Origin of the sequence: Mycobacterium sp. IS-1264, assembly GCF_001954195.1 — a bacterium.
In the GTDB taxonomy this organism is placed as follows: Bacteria; Actinomycetota; Actinomycetes; order Mycobacteriales; family Mycobacteriaceae; genus Mycobacterium.
In genome coordinates, this window is record NZ_MBES01000012.1 from 113287 (window position 1) to 138290 (window position 25004).

At 69.0% G+C, this 25004-nt stretch carries 21 protein-coding genes; 17 read left to right on the forward strand and 4 right to left on the reverse strand.

Features of this window, described 5'->3' with window-relative positions; all coding sequences use genetic code 11:
- Nucleotides 1-4 precede the first annotated feature (4 nt).
- Together A5744_RS03270 and A5744_RS03275 are read right to left on the reverse strand one after the other, a co-directional pair.
- A complete protein-coding gene (locus A5744_RS03270; RefSeq protein ID WP_076058315.1) occupies nucleotides 5-1138 on the reverse strand; it encodes an alpha/beta hydrolase in 1134 nt (377 codons plus the stop codon).
- Nucleotides 1135-1788 (reverse strand): TetR/AcrR family transcriptional regulator, encoded by a 654-nt coding sequence (locus tag A5744_RS03275; protein ID WP_076058318.1) that lies wholly within the window; start codon nucleotides 1786-1788, stop codon nucleotides 1135-1137. The genes A5744_RS03270 and A5744_RS03275 overlap by 4 nt, the downstream gene beginning before the upstream one ends.
- A 91-nt stretch (nucleotides 1789-1879) precedes the next feature.
- Here A5744_RS03275 and A5744_RS03280 point away from each other — a divergent pair, with 91 nt between their 5' ends.
- A complete protein-coding gene (locus A5744_RS03280) occupies nucleotides 1880-2461 on the forward strand; it encodes a VOC family protein (protein WP_076058320.1) in 582 nt (193 codons plus the stop codon).
- A gap of 36 nt (nucleotides 2462-2497) precedes the next feature.
- The gene (locus A5744_RS03285; RefSeq protein WP_076058378.1) at nucleotides 2498-3046 is read left to right on the forward strand and encodes a hypothetical protein; all 549 of its coding nucleotides are present in this window, start codon (nucleotides 2498-2500) and stop codon (nucleotides 3044-3046) included.
- On the opposite strand, the gene A5744_RS03290 is transcribed toward A5744_RS03285, so the two are convergent.
- A complete protein-coding gene (locus A5744_RS03290) occupies nucleotides 2979-3668 on the reverse strand; it encodes a TetR/AcrR family transcriptional regulator (protein ID WP_076058322.1) in 690 nt (229 codons plus the stop codon). The genes A5744_RS03285 and A5744_RS03290 overlap by 68 nt on opposite strands.
- Before the next feature lie 98 nt (nucleotides 3669-3766).
- On the opposite strand from A5744_RS03290, the gene A5744_RS03295 reads away from it, so the two are divergent.
- From A5744_RS03295 to eccE, 15 genes are all read left to right on the forward strand, one after another.
- Nucleotides 3767-4657 carry an oxygenase MpaB family protein gene (locus A5744_RS03295; protein WP_076058324.1) on the forward strand — a complete coding sequence of 297 codons (891 nt, stop codon included), beginning with the start codon at nucleotides 3767-3769 and terminating at the stop codon, nucleotides 4655-4657.
- Between the two features lie 82 nt (nucleotides 4658-4739).
- On the forward strand, nucleotides 4740-6335 hold the full coding sequence (locus tag A5744_RS03300; RefSeq protein ID WP_076058380.1) for a PPE family protein: 1596 nt from the start codon (nucleotides 4740-4742) through the stop codon (nucleotides 6333-6335).
- Nucleotides 6336-6345: 10 nt separating this feature from the next.
- Entirely contained in the window at nucleotides 6346-7251 is a 906-nt protein-coding gene (locus A5744_RS03305) for a class I SAM-dependent methyltransferase (RefSeq protein WP_076058382.1), read from the forward strand.
- A gap of 143 nt (nucleotides 7252-7394) precedes the next feature.
- Nucleotides 7395-8891: a PPE family protein gene (locus tag A5744_RS03310; RefSeq protein ID WP_076058325.1), complete on the forward strand. Its 1497-nt coding sequence runs from the start codon at nucleotides 7395-7397 to the stop codon at nucleotides 8889-8891.
- A 220-nt stretch (nucleotides 8892-9111) separates the two neighbouring features.
- Nucleotides 9112-10965: a type VII secretion AAA-ATPase EccA gene (gene eccA, locus A5744_RS03315; protein WP_076058327.1), complete on the forward strand. Its 1854-nt coding sequence runs from the start codon at nucleotides 9112-9114 to the stop codon at nucleotides 10963-10965.
- A complete protein-coding gene (gene eccB, locus A5744_RS03320) occupies nucleotides 10962-12599 on the forward strand; it encodes a type VII secretion protein EccB (RefSeq protein WP_076058329.1) in 1638 nt (545 codons plus the stop codon). The genes eccA and eccB overlap by 4 nt, the downstream gene beginning before the upstream one ends.
- Nucleotides 12596-16564, forward strand: a complete 3969-nt coding sequence (gene eccCa / locus A5744_RS03325) for a type VII secretion protein EccCa (protein ID WP_076058330.1) — start codon at nucleotides 12596-12598, stop codon at nucleotides 16562-16564. Before eccB ends, eccCa begins: the two co-directional genes overlap by 4 nt.
- A 31-nt stretch (nucleotides 16565-16595) precedes the next feature.
- The gene (locus A5744_RS03330) at nucleotides 16596-16904 is read left to right on the forward strand and encodes a PE family protein (RefSeq protein WP_076058332.1); all 309 of its coding nucleotides are present in this window, start codon (nucleotides 16596-16598) and stop codon (nucleotides 16902-16904) included.
- A gap of 2 nt (nucleotides 16905-16906) precedes the next feature.
- Nucleotides 16907-18394 (forward strand): PPE family protein, encoded by a 1488-nt coding sequence (locus tag A5744_RS03335; RefSeq protein WP_076058334.1) that lies wholly within the window; start codon nucleotides 16907-16909, stop codon nucleotides 18392-18394.
- A 40-nt stretch (nucleotides 18395-18434) separates the two neighbouring features.
- Entirely contained in the window at nucleotides 18435-18728 is a 294-nt protein-coding gene (locus A5744_RS03340) for a type VII secretion protein EsxS (RefSeq protein ID WP_076058335.1), read from the forward strand.
- Between the two features lie 29 nt (nucleotides 18729-18757).
- On the forward strand, nucleotides 18758-19048 hold the full coding sequence (locus A5744_RS03345) for a WXG100 family type VII secretion target (RefSeq protein ID WP_076058337.1): 291 nt from the start codon (nucleotides 18758-18760) through the stop codon (nucleotides 19046-19048).
- 10 nt (nucleotides 19049-19058) lie between these two features.
- On the forward strand, nucleotides 19059-19940 hold the full coding sequence (locus A5744_RS03350; RefSeq protein WP_076058339.1) for an ESX secretion-associated protein EspG: 882 nt from the start codon (nucleotides 19059-19061) through the stop codon (nucleotides 19938-19940).
- A 79-nt stretch (nucleotides 19941-20019) separates the two neighbouring features.
- A complete protein-coding gene (gene eccD, locus A5744_RS03355; RefSeq protein WP_139331219.1) occupies nucleotides 20020-21420 on the forward strand; it encodes a type VII secretion integral membrane protein EccD in 1401 nt (466 codons plus the stop codon).
- A complete protein-coding gene (gene mycP / locus A5744_RS03360) occupies nucleotides 21417-22808 on the forward strand; it encodes a type VII secretion-associated serine protease mycosin (RefSeq protein ID WP_076058342.1) in 1392 nt (463 codons plus the stop codon). The genes eccD and mycP overlap by 4 nt, the downstream gene beginning before the upstream one ends.
- Nucleotides 22805-23803, forward strand: a complete 999-nt coding sequence (eccE, locus tag A5744_RS03365) for a type VII secretion protein EccE (RefSeq protein WP_076058344.1) — start codon at nucleotides 22805-22807, stop codon at nucleotides 23801-23803. Before mycP ends, eccE begins: the two co-directional genes overlap by 4 nt.
- On the opposite strand, the gene A5744_RS03370 is transcribed toward eccE, so the two are convergent.
- Nucleotides 23790-24971, reverse strand: a complete 1182-nt coding sequence (locus A5744_RS03370; protein ID WP_076058345.1) for an alpha/beta fold hydrolase — start codon at nucleotides 24969-24971, stop codon at nucleotides 23790-23792. The two genes, eccE and A5744_RS03370, sit on opposite strands and share 14 nt — an antisense overlap.
- Nucleotides 24972-25004: the final 33 nt, after the last annotated feature.

Here is a 25004-nt window from a genome sequence, read left to right on the forward strand (position 1 = left end):
ATTCTTAGCGCCACCGCTTGGATATCCACTTGGCGATGGTATCGGCCTGCTCGGTGCGCGCGCCCGGGGTGCTGAAGTAGTGGTCGGTGTCGATCGAGCATTGGGTCTTGTCGGTGGCGGCGAGCCCGTCGTAGATGCGCTGGGCATCCGATGGAAAGACGCCGGTGTCGGCGTCGGCGTTGATCACCAGGGCCGGGCAGGAGATGCGGGCCAGATGCGGCTCGGCGCGGGTTTGCGCGACCCGCAGACTCCACATGCCCAGCCAGTTGCGCAGCGTGCAGGCCGCGGCGATGCCGTGTGCGGAGCGGTTGGCCTTGGCCGGGATGCCCGCGTAACACAGATTCGGCTGACGCTTGGTGGGCTCGATGCTCGGATCGACCATGCGGGGATCGGCCCAGGTTCGCATGACGGTGAACGGTCGATCGGAAAACCCCGCGGCGCGAACGCGTTTGAGTTCCATCTCGGCCCAGTCGGTAATGGCATGGTTGCGCGCGGTCTGTGCCGCACGATAGCGGGCCAGGAACTCCGGCGAGTACGGCGGACCGTTCGCCTCGTCGAACAGGTCGAGCTCGGGATCGGTGGCGACGGGATCGTTCTCGTCGACGACGGCGGCGTCCATCCACGCCGTCAGCACCTCGGGGCGCCCGGGATGGGCGGCGGTGGCCACGTAGCCGTCGGCGGGAATCAACTCGCCCAGCCCGGCCGCCGGACGCATCCCCTCGAGCGGGGTCACGTTGGGTTCGACGGCCTGGGACTGATACGCGGCCATCAAGGAGCCGCCGCCGGAATTGCCCAGCAGCACAACGGTATCCACGCCCTGGACTTCGCGCAGCCAGCGGACCCCGACGCCGATGTCGACCAGGGCGTGGTCGAGCAGAAAGCTGCTTTCGAAACCCCGGAATCTGGTGTTCCAGCCGAGAAACCCGACGCCGCGGGTCGCGATGTAGTCGGCGAGATAGTGCTCGGAGAAGTCGATCTGGTAATGCGTGGCGATCATCGCCACCTTCGGCTTGCGCCCGACCGCGCGGTGGTACAGGCCCTGGCACGGATGGCCACCCGCGCCGGCGCGTCCCGCGGTGGGAGACGGCAGCCCGACGAACTCACGGATAACGCCAGCTGCAGGAGTATGACGAGTCACTTCAGCGGCTCTCCTGGGGAGTAGATGGCCCGGTAGTAGATGTTGGCAAGCGTCTGGATGCAGGCCCGATCGTCGGGCTCGCCGGAGCGTGCCCCACTGAGCTGGATGTAGCAGAACTGGTTGAACATCGCCACGATCGCCTCGGCGATGAGCCGCGGGTCGTCTTCCGCGCAGTATCCCTCGGCCTGGGCCCGACGCACCGTCTCGGTGATGAAAGAGATTGGTATCGCACATATTTCGGACCAGTACTGGGCGAAGTCGTCGTTGACCATCGCCAGCTGGGACACGCCGATCATCTCGGCCAGCCGGTGGCGGTAGGTGTGCCAGTGCGCGGCGGCGGCCTCGTACGCCCGCTCGCGATGCGACAGGCCGTGCCGGGTCACCGTCAGCGCACGCTGGTTGGCCTCGTCGCGGAAGCGCAGGGCCCACTGCCGGACCATCGCCTCTTTGGAGTCGTAGTAGTTGTAGAACGAGGCCGCCGAACGGCCCGCCTCCGTCGCGATGTCGGCGATGGTCGTGGCCAGAATGCCCTTGCGCGCGATGACCGTTCGGGCGGCCGCGTCGATCGCCGCTTGGGTGCGGCGGCCCCGGTGCGTCGGGAAGTCGGGGGACTGGCCTGGCCGGCGATTGGGCTCTGCCGCGGTCAACACGTGGCACACCTCCCTGGAGCAAAACTGAATCTGATGTTAGATTCAGATCTGAATCTTGGCCAGGGCCTGCACCTCGATTGGGAGCCGCAAGATGATCAAGCCGCACAACACCAACACGGAATTCGAGCTCGGCGGAATCAATCACGTCGCGCTGGTGTGCTCCGACATGGCACGCACCGTGGACTTCTACAGCAACGTCCTGGGCATGCCGCTGATCAAATCGCTCGATCTGCCGGGTGGTCAGGGGCAGCACTTCTTCTTCGACGCCGGCAACGGCGACTGCGTCGCCTTTTTCTGGTTCGCCGACGCGGCCGACCGGGTGCCCGGCATCTCGTCGCCGGGCGCCATCCCGGGCATCGGCGACATCACCAGCGCGGTGAGCACGATGAACCACCTGGCGTTTCATGTGCCGGCCGAGAAGTTCGACGCCTACCGGCAACGACTCAAGGACAAGGGCGTGCGTGTGGGCCCGGTGCTCAACCACGACGAGAGTGAGATGCAGGTGTCGGCGACGGTGCATCCCGGCGTGTACGTGCGCTCGTTCTACTTTCAGGATCCCGACGGCATCACGCTGGAATTCGCTTGCTGGGTAAAGGAATTCACCGACGGCGACGCTCAGGCGGTGCCGAAGACGGCGGCCGACCGGCGACCTCGGGTCCAGGCCGTAGGCTGACTGGCAAGACCGTGCGCAACCCGGGGGACGCCCATGATTACCGACGGGGTTTTGACCGACGAACAGATCGCGGCGTTGACGCCCGCACAGCGGCGGGAGCTGATCTCCCGTCTTGAGCAACCCTTGAGCGAGTTGATTGACCCGGAGTTGATCAGCCGGATTCGGCGTATCCGGTTGGGCGTCATGATCGGTGGTTCGATCGCCATGATCCCCTGGCTCGTCTACCTCTCGATGACGCTGCCGGAGAACTACGTCGCGCACAACTGGCCCGTCACCTGGGTCGGTTTCGATATCTTGCTGGTCGTGTTCATGGCGGCCACGGCCGTGCTGGGATACCTGCGTCGCCAGCTGCTGGTGCTTGCCGCGTTCACCGCCGGCGTGTTGCTGATCTGCGACGCATGGTTCGACCTATTGACCGCCGGACCCAACGACCTGCGGCTGTCGGTGATCACGGCGCTGGGGATCGAGGTGCCGGTGGCGGTCCTTTTGATCACCGGCGCGCTGCGGGTCGTGCGGCTTACGATGATGCGCTTTTGGCTGCTGAAGCCCGGGATGCGACTGTGGCAGCTGCCGCTGTTTCCCTGAGGCCGTACAGGTTTGGGTCGGCGAGGCGGTCGAGCAGCGAGGCCAGCTGATCGACCAGCTGGTCCGGTTCGAGCCGGACGTCGCCGGCCAGCCAGGCGCTGATCGTTTGGCCGGCGCCGCCGACCGCGAAGTGCGCCCCCGCCTTCATGCGGTCGTTTGCCGGCATCCGCTCGGCATCGCCGGCGTGCTGGCCCAGCAGCATGGCGAACAGCGCGGTGGACTCGGCGCGCTTGCGCACGATCACGGGATCGGCGAGCTGGGTGCTGAACAGCAGGCGCCCGACGCGGGCATCACCGGCGATAGTCCGCACGATGTTGGCCATCCCCGCTCGCGTCTGCTCGTGCACGGGTACCGCCGCGACCGCGGCCTGCGTGGTGGCGGCCAGATCGGCGACGACCCAATCGAAGACGTGGCCGACGAATTCGTCCTTGTCCGCGAAGCTTTCGTAGAAGTACCGCGCGGCCAGGCCCGCCCGGCGGCACACGCCGCGCACGGTCAGAGCCGAGACGTCCTGCCGCTCCGCCCCCAGCAGGTCCAGGCCGGCGGCCAATAGCCGGCCGCGGCGAGCCGCAAGCCGTTCGGCGGCCTTCACCCCGCGGTAGGGCCGTGCGCTCTCGCTCATGAAGACGATCTTGACATCGGCGCGGCGTGGGGACAATATCAGGAAACAAGCGTTCTCACATTTGGCTCGGCGGCGGCCGCGGGAGGTTCACCTTGGCAATGCATGTCCACCAGCGCCACGTTGAGCGGGCGATCGCCGATCCGCCCCGTCCGCGGCGGCGGCGGCGCGTCCGGTCGCTGGGGATCGACGAGGGTTTGATGGGCGTGGCGCTGCTGGCCGGCCCGGCGAACGTGATCATGCAACTGGCGCGGCCCGGCGTCGGCTACGGCGTGCTGGAGAGTCGCGTCGAGAGTGGCCGGGTCGATCTGCACCCCATCAAACGAGCGCGCACCACCTTCACCTACCTCGCGGTGGCCACCGCGGGCAGCGATGCGCAGAAGGAGGCCTTTCGCCGCGCGGTGAACCGGGCCCATGCGGAGGTGTACTCCACGCCCGAAAGCCCGGTGCAATACAACGCTTTCGACGTGGATTTGCAGTTGTGGGTGGGGGCGTGTCTGTACAAGGGCGGGGTCGATATCTACCGCATCTTCATCGGTGAGCTGGACGGCGAAGATGCCGACCGCCACTACCGCGAGGGTATGTCGCTGGCCACCACGTTGCAGGTGCCGCCCGAGATGTGGCCGCCGGATCGCGCCGCCTTCGACCGGTACTGGCAGGAGTCGCTGGCCAAGGTGCACATCGACGACGCGGTGCGCGACTACCTGTACCCGATCGCCGCGGGCCGGATGCGCGGGGTAGCGCTGCCGGGCCCGCTGCAACGCATGTCGGACGACTTCGCGCTGCTGATCACGACGGGGTTCTTGCCGCAGCGGTTTCGCGACGAGATGCGGTTGCCGTGGGATGCCGCCAGGCAGCGGCGATTCGACCGACTGATGGCGGTCTTGCGCACGGCCAACCGGCTGTTGCCCCGATTCATTCGACGGTTCCCGTTCAACGTGCTGCTGTGGGACGTCGACCGCCGAATCAGGACGGGGCGCCCGCTGGTCTGACGCCGAGCGCGTCCGCTTGATAACGACAATCATTTTCATTAAGCTCTCGGTCTGGTAAAACTCTCCAGCCCGAGGGGTGGCCGTGACAGCTCCGATTTGGATGGCCCTACCGCCGGAAGTGCACTCCGCCCTGCTCAGCGGTGGCCCGGGCCCGGGGTCGCTGCTGGCGGCCGCGGGGGCGTGGGACTCGCTGAGCGGCGAATACGCCTCTGCGGCACAGGAACTCAGCACACTGTTGGCCGGCGTGCAGGCGGGCGCATGGGAGGGCCCGAGCGCCGAGTCCTACGTGGCCGCCCACGCCCCGTATCTGGCGTGGCTGACCCAGGCCAGCGCGAACAGCGCTGCGGCTGCCGCTCAGCATGAGACGGCGGCGACGTCCTACACCGCCGCGCTGGCGGCCATGCCGACACTGGCCGAACTCGCCGCCAACCACGTCGTCCACGGAGTCTTGGTGGCCACCAACTTCTTCGGGATCAACACCATCCCCATCGCCGTCAACGAGGCCGACTATGCGCGGATGTGGGTCCAGGCCGCCACCACGATGGCGACCTATCAAGGAGTGTCCAGCGCGGCGTTGGCCGCGACGCCGCAAACCGCGCCCGCGCCGCAAATCGTGAAAAGCGATGCCTCGAGCCAGGATTCGGGGGAGAACCCCTTCCCCGACCCCACCGTCGACAACCCGATCGATGACTTCATCGCCAACATCCTGAAAAACTTCGGGATCAACTGGGACCCCGCCCACGCGATGGTGAATGGCATTCCCTACGACGAATACACGAATCCGGGGGAACCGATCTACTGGGTCGTCCGCGCCCTCGAGCTCTTTGAGGACTTTCAGCAGTTTTTCGTCTACCTGCAGACAAATCCGGCGTTGGCCTTCCAGTACCTGGTCGCCCTCGAGATGTTCGACTGGCCGACCCACATCGCGCAGATCGCCAGCTTCCTGGGCAGCCAGCCGGCATTGCTGGTGGTTCCCGCCCTCGTCGTGGCGGCGCCGTTGGGGGCTCTCGGCGGTTTCGCGGGGCTCGCCGGGCTCGCCGCACTACCCGCGCCCGCGGTCGTGCCGGCCCCGGCACCCGTCGCCCCCCCGCCCGCCTTGGTGCCCGTGCTGGGATCGGGCCCCGTGACCGCGCCAGCCGCGGCGGCCGCGCCGGCCGCCGCGATCGCGCCCGCTCCCACAGCGACCGCGGTGGCCAGCGCCGCGCCACCGACGGCGCCGCCGGCCGCGACTGGGACGGCTTTCGTGCCCCCGTACGTCGTGGGGCCTCCCCGCATCGGACTCGGCACGGCAATCGGCGCGAGCGCCAGCTCCAGCGCCAAGAAGAAGGCTTCCGAGCCCGAAAGCGCTGCCGCGGCGGCCGGGGCGGCAGCGCGGGAGGCGGCGCGGGCACGGCGGCGGCAGCGCGCGCGACAGCGCGGCCACAGCGACGAGTTCATGGACATGAACATCGACGTCGACCCGGACTGGGATGCGTCGCCGCCGACCGCGGCGTCGGAACGGGGCGCCAGCAATCTGGGGTTCGCCGGCACCGCGCCCAAGCGAGCGGCCGCCGAGGCGGCGGGCTTGACCACCCTGGCCGGTGACGAATTCGATGGCGGCCCAAAGATGCCGATGGTGCCGGGTACCTGGGACTCCGACGGCGGCGACGAGACGGGCCGTGACGGCCCGTCCGCGTAGTGTCGGTTGGGTGCGGAGTGAAGGCGATAGTTGGGATATCACAACAAGTGTCGGGGCGACGGCGTTGTTCGTGGCGACCGCGCGGGCGCTCGAGGCGCAGAAGCCCGAGCCGCTGGTGGTCGATGAATATGCCGAGTTGTTTTGCCGCGCCGTCGGCGGCCCCGCGGCCGACGTTCTCGACGGTAAGGCTCCCGACCACCCGCTGAAGACCGCGGAGTTTGGCCAGCATTTTGTCAACTTCCAGGGCGCTCGCACGAGGTACTTCGACGAATATTTCCGTCGGGCCGCCGACGCCGGCGTGCGGCAGATCGTCATCCTGGCCGCGGGACTGGACTCCCGCGCCTACCGGCTGGACTGGCCGGCCGGGACCACGATCTTCGAGTTGGACCGGCCCGAGGTCCTCGACTTCAAGCGTGAGGTGCTCACCAGCCACGGTGTGCAGCCGCGTGCCGAGCGCCGGGAGGTCGCTGTCGATCTGCGTGAGAACTGGTCACAAGCTTTGCGGGCCAGCGGCTTTGATCCGGCCAAGCCGTCGGCCTGGATTGCCGAGGGCCTGCTGATCTATCTCCCCGCCGACGCACAGGAGCAGCTGTTCGCCGGCGTCGACGGCCTGGCAGGCCAGGGCAGCCACGTCGCGGTCGAGGACGGGGCGCCGCTGCCGCCCGACGAGTTCGAGGCCGCGGTCGAGGAGGAACGCGCCGCCGCCGCCGAGGGCGACCAGCGCCTGTTTTTCCGGTTGGTCTACAACGAGCGGTGCGCGCCGGCCGACGAATGGTTCGGCGGGCGGGGCTGGACCGCGGTCGGCACGCCGCTGGCCGACTATCTGCGCGAAGTCGGCAGGCCGGTGCCCGAACCGGACACCGAATCCGGCCCGATGATCGCCCGTAACACCCTGGTGAGTGCCGTCAAGGCCTGAGGCCGCGCGAAGAATCTCCGATGAATCGGCCGCGCCCGGGAACTTTTCCCGGCCGCCCGCCGACTACTAGCGGCGTGATGCTTGCGCCGCCTCACAGCCCAGGCGGCCGTTGATCTCACCCCCAGGGTCCCGGGAGGCCGCGAATGACCGCGCCGGTTTGGATGGCACTGCCGCCGGAGGTGCATTCCACGTTGCTGAGCAGCGGGCCGGGGCCCGGAGCGCTGCTGGCGGCCAGTGGCGCGTGGAGTTCGCTGAGCGACGCTTATGCCGAGACGGCGGACCAACTGACCGGGGTCTTGGCGGCCGTCCAGTCCGGCGCGTGGGAAGGCCCAAGCGCCGAGCAGTATGTCAGCGCGCACGCGCCCTACCTGGCGTGGCTGACGCGGGCCAGCGCCGATAGCGCGGCCGCGGCCGCCCAGCACGACGTCGCGGCGGCCGCCTACACCGCGGCGTTGGCCGCGATGCCGACCCTGCCCGAGCTCGCCGCCAACCACGCCGTCCATGCGGTGTTGGTGGCCACCAACTTCTTCGGGATCAACACCATCCCGATCGCCGTTAATGAGGCCGACTACGCGCGCATGTGGGTCCAGGCGGCCACCACGATGACCACCTATCAAGCGGTGTCCACCGCGGCGGTGGCGTCTGCACCGCAAACCGATCCGGCGCCGGTCATCATGCACGCCGACGACGGCAGCGGCGATGACAGCGACGATGACGGCGGAATCGTCGACAACGACGGCGGCGACCCGACCCAGCTGAGCTGGTGGGTCAACCGCATCCTCGAGATATTCCAAACCATCGGAAGGGATTTGGAGGAATTTCAGACGGACCCGCTCGATGCGCTGGAGGATTTGTTCCGCGACATTCCGTTGCTCATCGCCGACGAATTCGAGCACCTCGGCGAGGCCCTGCAGACCTTCCCCCAGCTTGCGACGATTCCCTTCTTGGTACCGGCGGCATTTGGGGCAGGCATCGCAAGCTTCGGCCTGCTGGCCGGGATCCAGCCCGACGTGGCCCCCGCACCCGCCGCCGCGGTGCCCGCACCGCTGCCCCAAGCGCCCGGCGCGACCGTCGTCACCGCCACCCCGGTCGTGAGCGCTCCCGCGGCCGCGGCCCCGGCGCCGTCCTCCACCCCGACGCCGGCGCCCGCGCCCGCGACGGCCCCGACAGCTGTACCCGCACCCCCACCGCCGCCGCCGGTCACCGGTGTCGAGGCCGTCGCCTATCCCTACCTGGTTGGCGGACCCACGATCGGGACGGACACCGGCCTGAGCACCAGTGCGCGGCGGAAGGCGCCGGAGCCCGATACCGCCTCGGCCGCCGCGGCGGCCGCAGCGTCAGCGCGCGGGGAGCGAAGGGCGCGCCGGCGGCGACGCGCAACGATGGACGACCATTACCGCGGCTACGAATTCATGGATCTGGACTCCGAACGGGGTGCGGGTCCCGACGCGAGCCGGCTGAGCTCGGCGGTGGCGTCCGAGCGTGGTGCGGGGCCACGGGGTTTTGCCGGAACGGCGCACAAGGAGATGGGCGCGGCCACCGGGTTGGCCACGCTCGCGGGTGACGAATTCGGCGATGGGCCGGCGCTGCCGATGGTGCCCAGTACCTGGCAATCGGACGAACCGAAAGATCCAGCCTGAATATTTTGCTAATGAAAATCATTTTCAGTAAGCTGCCCTGCTTAGTAGGGCGCAACCGGAAAGGGGGTCGATGATCGTGCCGAATGCCCTGATCAATGGCCCCCGGACCACCAGTTCTGCGGCGAATCAAGGGAGCCCGGAAGCCTCGACAGTTAGCTTATGCAATGCTAACTTCAGGCGGTCAGGTTAGGGGAGGCTACATAAATGCGAGGAAGCTGCCGTGGAACGCGGTGACACGGGAATGCTGACGGCTCGGCCCGCCAACTCCCGGCCCGACGGGAGGGTGGACGGCGATATCGTCAGCCGGTTCGCCACGTGCTGCCGGGCGCTCGGCATCTCTATCTATGAACGGCAGCGTCCCGCCGACCTGGTGGCCGCGCGTTCGGGCTTCACCGCGCTGACCCGGATCGCTCACGAGCAGTGCGACGCGTGGACGGGGCTGGCCGCCGCCGGCGACCTGTCCCTCCGCGTACTCGACGCCGTATGGCGCACCGCGAGCACCGCCGGGGTATTGCAGCGCGAAGTGGAACTGGCGCCCGGGGCATTGGGCTTCCGCTACGACACCGGCCTGTATTTGCAGTTCCGCGCGACGGAGCCGGACGATTTCGCCCTCGCCTACGCGGCGGCCCTGGCCGACGCCGGGAAATTCGCCGACGCCGACAAGCTGGTTTCAGCCGTCACCGAGCGCCGCCCGAGCTGGCGTGAGGCCCGCTGGGTCTCGGTGGTGGTCAACTACCGCGCCGAACGATGGTCGGACGTCGTCAAGCTCTTGACGCCGATCGTCAACGACGCCGACCTCGACGACGCCTTCTCCCACGCGGCGAAGATCACCCTGGGCACCGCGCTGGCCCGGCTGGGCATGTTCGCGCCGGCCCTGTCGTATCTCGAGGAGCCCGAGGGGCCCGTCGCGGTGGCGGCGCTCGACGGCGCACTGGCCAAAGCGCTGGTGCTCCGGGCCCACGTCGACGAGGAGTCCGCGGCCGAAGTGCTGCAGGATCTGTACGCGGCGCACCCCGAGAACGAGCAAGTCGAACAAGCCTTGTCCGACACCAGTTTTGGGATCGTCACTACCACCGCGGCCCGGATCGAAGCCCGTACCGACCCATGGGACCCGGACACTGAGCCCAGTCCCGGCGATTTCGTCGACCCCGGGGCCCAGGAGCGCAAGCGCGTCCTGCTGCACGAGGCCGAACGCGAGCTCGACGAATTCATCGGCTTGGACAAGGTCAAGGACCAGGTGGCCCGGTTGAAGAGCGCGGTGGCCATGGAGCTGGTGCGCAAGCAGCGCGGGCTCGAGGTCGCACAGCGCACCCACCATCTGGTTTTCACCGGGCCGCCGGGAACCGGTAAGACCACCATCGCCCGGGTGGTCGCCAAAATCTATTGCGGCCTAGGCCTTTTGAAGCGGGAAAACATCAAGGAAGTGCACCGCGCCGACCTCATCGGCCAGCACATCGGGGAGACCGAGGCCAAGACCAACGCGATCATCGACAGCGCCCTGGACGGAGTGCTGTTCCTCGACGAGGCTTACGCGCTGGTGGCCACCGGTGCCAAGAACGACTTCGGCCTGGTGGCCATCGATACCCTGCTGGCGCGGATGGAGAACGACCGAGACCGTCTGGTCGTCATCGTCGCCGGCTATCGCGCCGACCTGGATCGGTTCCTTGACACCAACCAGGGTCTGCGGTCGCGCTTCACCCGCAGCATCGACTTCCCGTCATACAAGCCGGCGGAGCTGATAGAGATCGCCAACTTCATGGCCGCCAAGCGCGACAGCGCGTTCGACCAGGCCGCGCTGCAGGATCTCGAGGCATTGTTCGCGCATCTGGCCGAGTCGTCGAAACCCGACGCGGCCGGCGTCGAACGGCGCGGCCTGGACATCGCGGGCAACGGCCGCTTCGTGCGCAACGTGGTCGAAAAGTCCGAAGAGGAACGCGAATTCCGGCTGGACCACTCCCAGCACGCCGAAACCGGCGAGTTCACCGATGAGGAGCTGATAACGATCACCGCCGAGGACGTGCGCAATTCGGTTGAGCCGCTGCTGCAGGGGCTCGGTCTGCAGGAGCCGGCATGACCAATCCGGAGCAACCAGAGGAGCGGCGGTCGTTCTCCTCGCGAACCCCGGTCAACGACAACCCCGATCAAGTGGTTTATCGCCGCGGTTTCGTCACCCGTCATCAGGTGACCGGCTGGCGTTTCGTGATGCGCCGCATCGCCTCCGGTATTGCCTTGCACGACACCAGGATGCTCGTCGACCCGCTGCGCACCCAGTCGCGCGCGGTGCTGATGGGCGTCCTGATTCTGGCCACCGGCCTGGCGGGCTGTTTCGTGTTCTCGTTGATCCGGCCCAACGGGCAGGTGGGCAATAACGCGGTCCTTGCGGATCGCTCCACCGCAGCGCTCTATGTGCGAGTCGGTGACGACCTGCACCCGGTGCTCAACCTGACGTCGGCCCGGCTGATCGTCGGCCATCCGGTGAACCCGACCACCGTGAAAAGCACTGAGCTGGACCGGTTTCCGCGGGGCAACCTGATCGGCATTCCCGGCGCCCCGGAACGCATGGTGCAGAACGCTTCGCACGACGCGAACTGGACCGTGTGCGACGCGGTCAGCGAGCCCGCCCAAGGCGGACACGCCGCCCACAGCACCGGCGTCACCGTGATGGCCGGCCCCCCTGACAGCCGGGGCGCTCGGGCGGCGACGCTCGAATCCGGGCAGGCGGTCCTCGTCGACTTCGCCAACGATAAGGGCAGCAGCACCTGGCTGCTGTGGGGCGGCCGGCGCAGCCAGATCGACCTGGCCAACCACGCGGTCACCAACGCCCTGGGCCTGGGAGCCGCCGACCTCCCCGCGCCGCGGCCCATCGCCGCGGGGTTGTTCAATGCGATCCCCGAGGCTCCGTCCCTGACGGCGCCGGGCATCCCCAATGCCGGTGCGCCCGCGAACTTCGGCGTGCCCGCCCCGATCGGTGCCGTGGTGGTGTCGTACGCCCTGGAGCAGAGCCCATCGGGCGCGGCGCGGTACTACGCGGTATTGCCCGACGGCCTGCAGCCGATCTCGCCGGTGCTCGCCGCGATCCTGCGCAACACCAATTCCTATGGCCTGGACCAACCGCCGCGGCTCGGGGCCGACGAGGTGGCCAAGCTCCCGGTGTCGCGGATGCTGGACACCACGCGCTATCCCGACCGCCAGATCGCCCTCGTCGACGCCTCCAAAAACCCGGTCACGTGTGCGTACTGGAGCAAACCGGCCGGCGCCGCCACCAGTTCGCTGAGCCTGCTGTCCGGCTCGGCGCTGCCGGTGCCCGACGCGGTGCGCACCCTCGACCTGATCGGCGGCGGTTCGCCGGCGACAGCCACCCGGGTCGCGCTGGCGCCCGGGACCGGCTACTTCACGCAGACCGTGGGCGGCGGCCCGACGTCGCCGGGCACCGGTGCGTTGTTCTGGGTCTCCGACACCGGGGTGCGCTACGGCATCGACAACGAGGCCGACGCCGCGACCGGAGCCGCCGGACACGGCAAAACCGTTGAAGCCCTTGGCCTCAACGCGCCCGCCGTTCCGATCCCCTGGTCGATGCTGTCGCTGTTCGCGAACGGCCCCACGCTATCGCGCGCCGACGCGCTGCTCGCCCACGACGGCTTGCCACCCGACAGCAGGCCCGGCCGGCCGGCTGCTGCTGAGCGGGGAGCCGAAGGAGAACCCCGATGAGCCGACTGATCTTCGAAGCCCGGCGCAGGCTGGCGCCGCCGAGCACCCGCAAGGGCAGCATCAGCATCGAGCCGCCGCCGGAGCTGCCCAGGGTGATCCCGCCGTCGCTGCTGCGGCGTGCGATGCCGGTCGTGATCGTGATGCTGATCGTCGGCATGGTCGTCGCGTTGTTCGCCACCGGGATGCGGGTGATCTCCCCGCAGACCCTGTTCTTCCCGTTCGTGTTGCTGCTGGCGGCCACCGCGATGTATCGCGGCACCGGCAACAAGAACCGCACCGAAGAGGTCGACGCCGAGCGGGCCGACTACCTGCGCTACCTGTCGGTGGTGCGGGACAACATCCGCACCCAGGCCGCCGAACAGCGCGCGGCCGCCCAGTGGTCGCATCCGGACCCCACCGCCCTGGCGACGGTGCCCGGATCGCGTCGTCAGTGGGAGCGGGACCCGCACGACGCCGACTTCCTGGTGGTGCGGGCGGGCCGGCACGAGGCGCCGCTCGCGACCGCGCTGCGAGTCAAGGACACCGCCGACGAGATCGATCTGGAACCGGTGTCGCACAGCGCTTTACGCAGCCTGCTCGACACCCAGCGCACCGTCCGCGACGTGCCGACCGGAATCGATCTGACGAAGGTCTCGCGGATCACCGTGCTGGGTGAGGCCGACGAGGTGCGGGCGGCGTTGCGCGCGTGGATCGCTCAGGCCGTGACGTGGCACGACCCGACCGTGCTCGGGGTGGCGCTGGCGACCCGCGACCCGGAGGGCCGCGACTGGTCCTGGCTGAAGTGGTTGCCGCACGTCGACATTCCCGGTGAGCTCGACGGCGTCGGCCCCGCGCGCTACCTGTCGAGCAAACCCGACGAGCTGATTTCGCTGCTGGGGCCGGCCCTTGTCGATCGCCCCGCCTTCACCGGTGGGCCCGCAGATGCGTTGCGCCATCTGCTGATTGTCGTCGACGATCCCGACTTCGACGTGAACGCCTCCACGCTGGCCCTGGGCCGGGCGGGGGTCACCGTCGTGCACTGCTCGGACACCCCGCCACATCGCGAACAGTATTCGGATCCCGAAAAGCCGATCCTGCGCGTGGCGGGCGGAGCCATCGACCGCTGGCAGACCGGCGGCTGGCAGCGCTATATCGACGCCGCCGATCAACTCAGCACGGACGAGGCCGCCCACTTGGCCCGTCAGTTGTCGCGGTGGGATTCCAACCCAACCCACACCGGGTTGCGCTCGGCGGCGACCCGCGGCGCCACCTTCAGCACGCTGCTCGGCATCCCGGACGCGTCGCAGCTGGACGTGCCGACGCTGTGGGCGCCGCGCCGCCGCGACGACGAGTTGCGCGTGCCGATCGGTGTCACCGCGACGGGTGAGCCGCTGTTCTTCGACCTCAAGGACGAGGCCGAGGGCGGCATGGGCCCGCACGGCCTGATGATCGGTATGACCGGCTCCGGGAAGTCGCAGACGCTGATGTCGATTCTGTTGTCGCTGTTGACAACTCACTCGGCCGACCGGCTGATCGTCATCTACGCCGACTTCAAGGGTGAGGCCGGCGCGGACAGTTTCCGCAACTTCCCGCAGGTCGTCGCGGTGATCTCGAACATGGCCGAGAAGAAGTCGCTGGCCGACCGCTTCGCCGACACGCTGCGGGGCGAGGTCGCCCGCCGCGAGTCACTGCTGCGCGAGGCCGGCCGCCAGGTTCAGGGCAGCGCATTCAACTCCGTGGTCGAGTACGAGAACGCCATCGCCGCCGGTCATGACTTGCCGCCGATCCCAACGCTGTTCGTGGTCGCCGACGAGTTCACCCTGATGCTCGCCGATCATCCGGAATACGCGGAGCTGTTCGACTACGTGGCGCGCAAGGGCCGCTCGTTCCGCATCCACATCCTGTTCGCGTCCCAGACGCTGGACGTGGGCAAGATCAAGGACATCGACAAGAACACCTCGTACCGAATCGGGTTGAAGGTGGCCAGTCCCAGCGTTTCTCGCCAGATCATCGGCGTGGAGGACGCCTACCACATCGAGTCGGGCAAGGAGCACAAGGGCGTGGGCTTCCTGGTGCCCGCCCCCGGAGCGGCCCCGATCAAATTCCGCAGCACCTACGTCGACGGAATCTACGATCCGCCACAAACGGCCAAAGCGCTTGTGGTGCACTCCGTTCCCGAACCTAAGCTGTTCACCGCGGCGCGGGTGGAGCCGGATCAGACAACGGTGACCTCCGAGGCCGCGGACGAGGAGACGACCGGGCCGCCACGCAAGCTGATCGCGACGATCGGCGAACAGCTGGCACGCTACGGGCCGCGGGCGCCGCAGCTTTGGCTGCCGCCGCTCGACGAACCCATCCCGCTCACCGCGGCGCTGGCCCGGGCCGGGATACCGCAGCGGGAGTGGCGCTGGCCGCTCGGCGAGATCGACAAACCGTTCGAGATGCGCCGCGACCCATTGGTGTTCGACGCGACGTCGTCGGCCGGAAACATGGTGATCCACGGCGGAGCCAAGTCCGGCAAATCGACCGCGCTGCAAACGTTCATCATGTCGGCCGCCAGCCTGCACTCGCCGCGCGACGTCACGTTCTATTGCCTCGACTACGGCGGCGGACAGCTGCGGGCGCTGGAGGACCTGGCGCATGTCGGCAGCGTCGCGTCGGCGCTGGAACCCGAGCGCATCCGCCGCACCTTCGGCGAACTCGAGCAGCTGCTGCTGTCTCGGCAGCGGCGGGAGGTGTTTCGGGACAGGTACGGCTCGGCGCCCGACGACGGGTTCGGCGAGGTGTTCCTGGTCATCGACAACCTCTACGCGTTCGGCCGTGACAACACCGACCAGTTCAACACCCGGAATCCGTTGCTGGCCAAGGTAACCGAGTTGGTCAACGTCGGGCTGGCGTACGGGATCCACGTGATCATCACCACGCCGAGCTGGCTGGAGGTGCCGCTGGCGATGCGGGACGGCCTGGGTCTGCGCCTGGAGCTCAGGCTGCACGACGCGCGGGACAGCAACGTGCGGGTGGTTGGCGCGCTGCGCCGCCCGGCCGATGCGGTGCCGCACGACCAGCCGGGCCGCGGGCTGACGATGGCCGCGGAACATTTCCTGTTCGCGGCTCCCGAGCTGGACCAGGTCGCCGCGATCAACGCCCGCTACCCCGACATGGCCGCGCCGCCGGTGCGGTTGCTGCCCACCAACCTGACTCCCGAGGCGGTCGGGGCGCTCTACCGAGGCCCGGAGCGGGTGGTTATCGGCCAGCGCGAGGAGGACCTGGCACCGGTCGTCCTCGACTTCGCCGACAACCCGTTGCTCATGGTGTTCGGCGACAGCAAGTCTGGGAAGACGACGCTGCTGCGGCACATCATCCGCACCATCCGCGAGAACTCCACACCGGACCAGGTCGCATTCACCGTGCTGGACCGGCGGCTGCACCTGGTCGACGAACCGCTGTTCCCGGACAACGAATACACCGCCAACATCGACCGGATCATCCCCGCGATGCTGGGCCTGTCCCAGCTCATCGATTCGCGCCGCCCGCCCGCGGGACTGTCGCCGGCCGAGCTGGCGCGCTGGCGCTTCGAAGGCCACACCCACTACCTGATCATCGACGACGTCGACCAGGTGCCGGATGCCCCCGCGATGAGCGGTCCCTACCTCGGGCAGCGGCCGTGGACTCCGCTGATCGGGCAGCTCGCGCAGGCCGCGGATCTGGGGCTGCGGGTGATCGTCACGGCACGTGCCACCGGGTCGGGGCACGGGCTCATGACCAACCCGTTGCTGCGCCGTTTCAACGACTTGCAGGCGACCACGCTGATGCTCGCGGGTAACCCGCAGGACAGCGGCAAGATCCGGGGTCAGCGGTTTGCCCGGTTGCCCGCCGGGCGGGCAATCCTGTTGGGCGACAGCGACACTCCGGCCTATGTGCAGCTGGTCAACCCGCTGGTCGCCGAGTCCGTGATCGAGGGCGGCAGCGACGGCTTCGCCCACTGATGGTTAGTGAAACGAGAGGACAGGAGTAGCCATGACGTTGCAAGTGGTTCCTGAGGGGCTGGCGGCGGCGAGCGCGGCGGTGGAGGCGCTGACCGCGCGGCTGGCGGCCGCCCACGCCGCCGCCGCACCGGCGATCACCGCGGTGGTACCGCCGGCGGCGGATCCGGTGTCCCTGCAGACGGCCGCCGGGTTCAGCGCCCAGGGCCAGGAGCACGAGGCCGTCGCCGCCCAGGGTGTCGAGGAACTGGGCCGTGCCGGTGTCGGCGTCGGCCAAGCCGGGGCGAGTTATCTCGCGGGTGACGCCGCGGCGGCCGCTACGTACGGGGTTACGGGCGGCTGACAATGACCTCGCCCATCTGGATGGCTTCGCCGCCGGAAGTGCATTCGGCGTTGCTGAGCGCCGGTCCTGGACCGGGGCCGCTGCTTGCGGCCGCCGGCGCGTGGACCGCGCTCAGCGCCGAATACTCTTCGGCGGCAGCCGAACTCAGTGGGCTGGTGGGAGCGGTGCAGGCCGCCGCATGGCAGGGCCCGAGCGCGGAGCGGTATGTGTCCGCGCACGTGCCGTATCTGGCGTGGCTGGAGCAGGCCAGCGTCGACAGCGCGGGTGTGGCCGCGCAGCACGAGGTCGCGGCGGCCTCTTACGTCGCCGCTCTGGCGGCCATGCCGACACTGGCGGAGCTGGCCGCCAACCACATGATTCACGGCGTTTTGGTGGCGACGAATTTCTTTGGGATCAACACGATTCCGATCGCCCTCAACGAGGCGGACTACGTGCGGATGTGGGGTCAGGCCGCGACCGTGATGAGCACGTATCAGGCCGCCTCGGGACTGGCGATGGCATCAGCGCCGCGAACCGCACCGGCGCCGAACGTGGTGAATCCCGGTGCCGGTGAAACCAACGACGCCGCGGTCACCGCCACGCAAGACGGCCCCTTTTCCTGGCTGACCAACCTGCTGCGGCAGCTGTTCAAATTCCTCCAAGATGTCGTTCAAGATTTCATCAACCTGCTGCAGAACTTCCTGACGAATCCGGCGGGGGCCCTGGGGGGCTTCCCATTCCTCTTCTTCGTCGCCTACGAGGTGATCACCAACCTGCTTGGCTGGCCGACGTGGGCCATGATCCTGAGCGCCCCGTTCGTGCTGCCGCTGGCGATCGGCATCGGCTATTTCCTGTTGATGGGTCCCGAGCTCGCGCCGGTCGCCGCGGGCGTCAGTGGTGCGCCGGCAGTCGTGGCGCCCAAGGGTTCCTCGGTGTTGCCGGCGGCGGCTATGGCATCGCCGATAGCGAGTCCCGCTGGGGCACCGGCATCCACGGCCGCCGCGAGTTCCGCTGCAGCGGGCGCGCCGGCGCCGGTAGCGGCGACCGGAAGCTTCGCCTACATCGTCGGTGGCGGCGGTGATCCCGAAACCGGGCTCGGACCAACGCTGGGTGGCCGTGGTGGCGTCAAGGCGCCGGCGGCGACCGTCCCGGCGGCGGCCGCCGCGGTGCCCAGCCGCGCCGAGGCACGGGCGGGGGGGCGCCGGCGGGCGGCCATGCGCGAGTACGGCGACGAATACGCGGACATGGATTCAGACATCGGCGTCCCTCCCGATTACGGAGACGACGAGCGGCTCGCCGCCGCAATCGCCTCCGGGAACGGCGCCGGACGGATGGGGTTTGCCGGGACCGCGCGCAAGGACGAGGCGCTGCAGGCGGCGGGGCTGGCCAAGCTGGCCGGCGACGAGTTCGGCGGCGGCCCTCGGATGCCGATGGTGCCGGGAACTTGGGAACACGACGCCCCGAGCGAACCCGACGGGGAAGGGGGCCGACATAGTTCACGAGACGGCTAGCAGGAGTCAGTAACCGAAATCCGAAGGGAGAGATATCACTATGAGTCTTCTGGATGCTCATATTCCTCAGTTGGTGGCCGCGCAATCGGCGTTCGGCGCCAAGACGGCGTTGATGCGCAGCACAATCGGCCAGGCCGAGCAGGAGGCGCTGTCGGCGCAGGCGTTCCACCAAGGCGAGGCCTCCGCCGCGTTCCAGGCCGCCCACGCCCGCTTCGTGGAAGTCGCGGCCCGCGTCAACACCTTGCTCGACATCGCCCAGGCTAACCTCGGCGACGCCGCGGGCACCTACGTGGCCACCGACGCCGCGGCGGCCTCCAGCTACACCGGGTTCTGATCCCACCGACCAACACGAAAGGACTTGTGATGTCGCAGATTATGTACAACTACCCGGCGATGCTGGCCCACGCCGGCGACATGTCGGGCTACGCCGGCACGTTACAGGGGCTGGGCGCCGATATCGCCACCGAACAGGCCGCGCTGCAGAACGCGTGGCAGGGCGACACCGGGCTGACCTACCAGGCTTGGCAGGCACAGTGGAACCAGGCCATGGAAGACCTCGTGCGCGCCTACCGGGCGATGTCCACCACGCACGAATCCAACACCATGGCCATGCTGGCTCGCGACACCGCCGAAGCCGCCAAATGGGGCGGTTAGTTCCGACTAGATGAGCGTCGAACCCAACGCCGTCGAGTTGACGGTCGATCACGCGTGGTTCATCGCCGAAAGCATTGGGGCGGGGAGCTTCCCGTGGGTGCTGGCGATCACCACGCCGTATCGTGATGCCGCGCAACGCGACGCGTTCCTCGAACGTCAAAGGGCCGACCTGACCCGCATGGGTCTGGTGACCGATGACGGCTCCAAGACCGGCATCGTCAACCCGGCGGTGGCGGACTGGATCAGGGCGGTGTGCTTCCCGGACCGGTGGCTGGACCTGCGCTATATCGGCCCCGGTGCGGCCACCGGCACCGGCGAGCTGCTGCGCGGCGTCGTGGCGCAGCGCGCCGGCGCAGGCTCGAAAACCATCGTCGCGTTGCGCACCGCGCAGTTGATCACGTTTACCGCAATGGATATCGACGATCCCCGGGCGCTGGTCCCGGTCCTCGGCGTCGGGCTGGCGGGGCGGCCGCCGGCCCGCTTCGAGGAGTTCAGCATGCCGGCGCGCGTGGGAGCCCGGGCCGACGAGCGGCTGCGGTCCGGCGCGCCGCTGGCCGAAGTCCTTGACTACCTTGGCATCCCGCGCTCGGCACGACGCATGGTGGAGTCGGTGTTCGCGGGTCCACGCAGCTATGTCGAGATCGTCGCCGGCTGCCGCCGCGACGGGCAGCACGCCACCACCGACGTCGGAATGAGCATCGTCGACACCGCCGAGGGCCGGGTTCTGGTCAGCCCGTCGCGCGCGTTCGACGGCGAGTGGGTTTCGACCTTCAGCCCGGGAACGCCCTTTGCCATCGCCTGCGCGGTCGAACAGCTGACCGCCCAGCTGCCGGACGGCCAATGGTTCCCCGGCCAGCGGCTGTCCCGAGACTTTTCCGCCCAGTACTCATAGCAGCAACTAGATAGAAAGAGAGCGCGATGTCCCAGGAACGGCCCCAGTATTCGAGGGTCCAGTGACGTCCGGCACCGTCATGCCCATCGTCCGCGTGGCCATCCTCGCGGACAGTAGGTTGACGGAGATGGCCCTGCCCGCGGAGTTGCCGCTGCGCGAAATCCTGCCAGCGGTACAGCGTTTGGTGGTTCCCGCGGCGACCGACGACGAGTCCGAGGAGGCCGGCGACATCCAGGCCGGTTCCCAGCTGAGCCTCGCCCCGGTGGGTGGGGCGCCGTTCAGCCTGGACGCCAGCCTCGACACCGTCGGGGTCGTCGACGGAGATCTGCTGGCGTTGCAGCCGGTGCCCGTCGGGCCGGCCGCGCCGGGGATCGTCGAGGACATCGCCGACGCCGCCATGATCTTCTCGGCCTCGCGGCTAAAGCCTTGGGGCACAGCGCACATCCAGCGTGGCGCGCTGGCCGCGGTGATCACCGTGGCCTTGCTGGCGACCGGCCTGGGAGTCGCTTACCGGCTTGCGACCGGCGCGCTGGGCGGGCTGATCGCGGTCAGTGTGATCGCGGCCCTCACCGCGCTGGCCGGGTTGCTGGTCAGGCCTCGGGGGACGGGGACGGCGCTGTCGATCACGGCGCTGGCGCCTATCGGCGCGGCGCTGGCGTTAGCGGTGCCCGGGAAATTCGGAGCGGCACAACTGATGCTGGTCGCGGCCGGCGTCACGGCGTGGTCGCTGATCGCCCTCGTGGTTTCGAGCGCCGAGCGCGAGCGGATCGTCGGTTTCTTCACCGCCACCGCGGTGGTCGGGACCGGGGTGCTGCTGGCGTCCGGTGCCGAATTGATTTGGCGCCTACCGATATTGACCATCGGCTGCGGCCTGATCGTCGCGGCACTGCTGGTCACCATCAAGGCGGCTCAGCTGTCCGCGGTGTGGGCTCGCTTCCCGCTGCCGGTCATCCCGGCGCCGGGCGACCCAACCCCGTCGGCCCCGTCCCTGCGGGTGCTCGAGGACTTCCCGCGCCGCGTCCGCATAGGCGACGCCCATCAGAGCGGTTTCATAGCCGCCGCGGTGCTGCTCAGCGTCCTGGGATCGGTGGCGATCGCCCTGCGCCCGGAGGCATTGAGCGGCGTGGGCTGGTACGTGGTGGCCGCGACGGCGGCCGCATCGGTCCTGCGTGCCCGAGTGTGGGATTCGGCCGCGTGCAAGGCCTGGCTGCTCGCCCAGCCGTATCTGGCGGCCGGCGTCCTCGTCGTGTTCTACGCCGCGACGGGACGCTACGGCGCCGCGCTGGGCGCGGTGCTCGTGCTCACCGCGCTCATGCTCGTGTGGGTGGTCGTCGCGCTGAACCCGGGCATCGCGTCGCCGGAAAGCTATTCGCTGCCGGCGCGCCGGCTGCTGGGCTTCCTCGCGGCCGGTCTCGACGGTTCGCTGATCCCGGTCATGGCGTACCTGGTGGGTGTGTTCGGCTGGGTGCTCAATCGATGATCCGATCCGGATTAGCCTGCGCCACAGCGGCTCTGGCCGCTGCGGTGTGGGCCGCTCCGCCCGCGTTCGCGGTGAGTCCGCCGGCGGTCGACCCCGGCGTGGCGCCGCCCGGCGGCACGCCGGGACCCGGGGAGCCGATGGAGCAGCGCGGCCCGTGCAGCACCTCCGGTGTCATCCCCGGCACCGATCCCGGCGTGGTGACGCGCAGCCAGGCAATGCTGAATCTGCCTGCGGCCTGGCAGTTTTCCCGCGGCGAAGGGCAGCTGGTCGCGGTCATCGACACCGGGGTGCGCCGCGGCCCGCGGCTGCCCAATGTCGACCCCGGCGGTGACTATGTGGAGACGACCGACGGCCTGACCGATTGCGACGGGCACGGCACCCTGGTCGCCGGCCTGATCGCCGGCCAGCCCGTCGCCGAAGACGGCTTTTCGGGGGTCGCCCCCGCAGCGCGGGTGCTGTCGCTGCGGGCGATGTCGGCCAAGTTCTCACCGAGGACGGCGGGCGGGGATCCGATGCTGGCGCGCGCCGCCTTCGACGTCGCGACGCTGGCGCGCGCGATCGTGCATGCGGCCGACCTCGGCGCGAAGGTGATCAACATCTCGACCGTGACCTGCCTGCCCGCCGACCGGCCCGTCGACCAGGCCGCGCTGGGCGCGGCGATCCGCTACGCCGCCGTGGACAAGGACGCGGTGATCGTGGCCGCCGCGGGCAACACCGGGGCGACCGGATCGGTGGGCGGCGGAACGTCCTGCGAATCGAACCCGCTTACCGACCTGGGCCGTCCCGGTGATCCGCGGAACTGGGCCGGCGTCGCGTCGGTTTCCATCCCGTCGTGGTGGCAGCCGTATGTGCTGTCAGCGGCGTCGCTGACACCGGATGGCCAGGCGTCGAAATTCACCATGGCCGGACCGTGGGTGGGTATCGCGGCGCCGGGCGAAAACATCGCGTCGGTGAGCAACCGGGACGGTGGCGGCCTCGCCAACGGCCTGCCCGACGACCACCAGCAGCAGATCGCGCTGAGCGGCACCAGCTATGCGACCGCTTATGTGGCGGGCGTCGCGGCGCTGGTTCGTAGCAAGTACCCGGATCTGACGGCCTCCCAGGCAATCCACCGCATCACCGCGACCGCGCACAACGGTGCGCGCGCGCCGTCGAACGTCGTGGGCGCCGGCAGCGTCGACGCGGTGGCGGCCCTGACCTGGGAGCTGCCCGCCGGCAACGGGCCCGGCGCGGCGGCGGCGAAGCCGGTGGCCGTACCGCCGGCACCCGCGCCGAGAGACAACACACCACGGACCGTCGCGTTCGTCGGCACCGCCGCGCTGGCTTTGCTCGTCGCGGCCGTCGCCGGCATCGCCGCGATCGTCCGACGAAAGGAGACCACCCCGTGAGTGCGCTACCTACTCCAGGAAGCGGCCGAATCACCTTGGCGGCGTTGGCCGTTGTGCCCGCGGTGCTGGCCTACCCCTGGCACTCCACCCGCGACTACTGGCTGCTCGGTGTCGCCGTGTTCGCCGTGCTCGTGCTGTTCAGCTGGTCGCGTGGACTGTACTTGACCACCCTCGTGGGCCGCCGCCTGGCGATCATCGGGCGCCGGAGCGGGGTCGTGCCGCGGTCCGGCCCGCCCACCAAGACCACTGCGCTACTGCGCATTGGAGCCCCGGTCGGCGATTCGGATGTGCTGCCGCTGCCGGTGATCGCCGGGTATCTGGACCGCTACGGCATTCGTGCCGACAAGATCCGAATCACCAGCCGCGGCAACGAATCCGACGTGTCACGCCGGGAGACGTGGATCGGGCTCACGGTATCGGCCGCCGACAACCTGACGGCGCTGCAGGCCCGCTCGGCGCGGATCCCGTTGCAGGAGACGGCCGAGGTCGCGGTGCGCCGGCTCGCAGATCATCTTCGTGAGCTCGGCTGGGAGGCGGGCACGGTCGGGCCCGACGACGTGCCGCGGCTGCTCACCCCGAATGTCCGGGAGACGTGGCGTGGTGTGCAGCGCGGTGGCTCGGATTACATTGCGGCATACCAAGTCAGCGTCGACGCCGGGTTGGCGGACACCTTGGACGCGATCCGGTCCTATCCGGCGCGCGAGACGTGCACGGCGCTGGAGATCGCCGCCTCCGGGCCGGGAAACCGGACCACGATCGCGGCCGCATGTGCATTCCTCACCGAGGCCCCGCCGAAAAGCGGTGCACCGGTGGACGGATTGACGCCGCAACGCGGAAACCACCAGCCGGCATTGGCGGCGCTGGATTTGTTGTCCACGCAACGCCTCGACGGCCACACGGATGCGCCCGCCGACCTGCTGACGCGGCTGCGCTTGCCCAGCGCCGCGGCCGGGAAGCACCGGGAACCGCGGACCGAGGCCGTCAGTCGAACATGAAGTCGTGCAGGAAACTGGTCATCCGCCGCAGATAATCGAGCTGACTGATGTGCAGCACGTGACTGCCCGGAAACCAGTGCAGCGCACAGTGATCCCAATGGTGCCACAGCATCACGGCCTGGTCCGGCGGGGCCATCCGGTCACCCAGGCCGGTGATGATCATCCGGCGGTCGACCAGCGGCCGGTAGTTCAGGGGGCAGTGATAGGACAGCCCGGCGTTTAACTCCTCGCGGCTGATGTGGGACAGCCGCAGGCCGAGCCCGACGAGTTTGTTGGCGGGGAACCACTGATCGAACATCGTCGCGGGAGTGACGACGGGACAGTTGGGAATGACGGCCTCGAGCCGGTCGTCGACGGAGGCCACGAGCGCCGAGGTGTAACCGCCCAGCGAGATTCCGGTCAGCGCGATGCGCTCGACGCCGGTGTGGCGCAAATAGTCCACGATGGACCGGAAGTCGTGCACGGCCTGGGCCATCGCCTCCGCGAAGCCGCTGAGGCCGCCGGCGAAATAGCCGAATCCGCTGAACGGCGAGAACCTTTCGGCCCGCCGGCCGTGAAACGGCAGCGTGTACATCAGGACGTCGTAGCCGGACCGGTAATACCAAGGGAGGGAGAAGAATCGCCCGTTGGCCAGATACGACGAGCCCATGAAACCGTGGATGACGCACAGCGTCGGGCGCGGTCCGTCGTCGTGGCGCCAATGCTGCGCGCGCACGATGTTGTTGGACCCCCACGCGCTCCATTGCCTGCGCATGGCCGGATTGATCGCCGTGAAACTGCTGGGGAACGCGATGTTGTCCACGGTGCCGCGGGCAATCCACTCCGCGAGCCGACTGGCCGGCCGCGACGACACCCGCGGCAGTTCGGTGGGCGCCGGAAACGAAACCACCGGATCGTGCTCGGCCGCCAGCTCGGCGTAGAAGTTCAGGTTGTCGTGTTCGGTGGACGCGGCCTGGCGCACCGAGGTGGCGAGAACCACCGGTGCAACCGTGGCTGCCAATACCGACGAGACCCAGGTGCGCAGCGCGAGATCCCCGACAGCGGATGCCTCGACGACCATCCGATCGCGAGACGACAACGCGGAGCGTGGCGGCAATCCCTCGGCGCCGGGCGGGACGTCGGCGCCGGGAGCGTCGGGAAGGGGGATGGGCGTGGGATCGAACGTCACGAACGCCGATGCTAGCCCGCCGGGCCGGGGCGT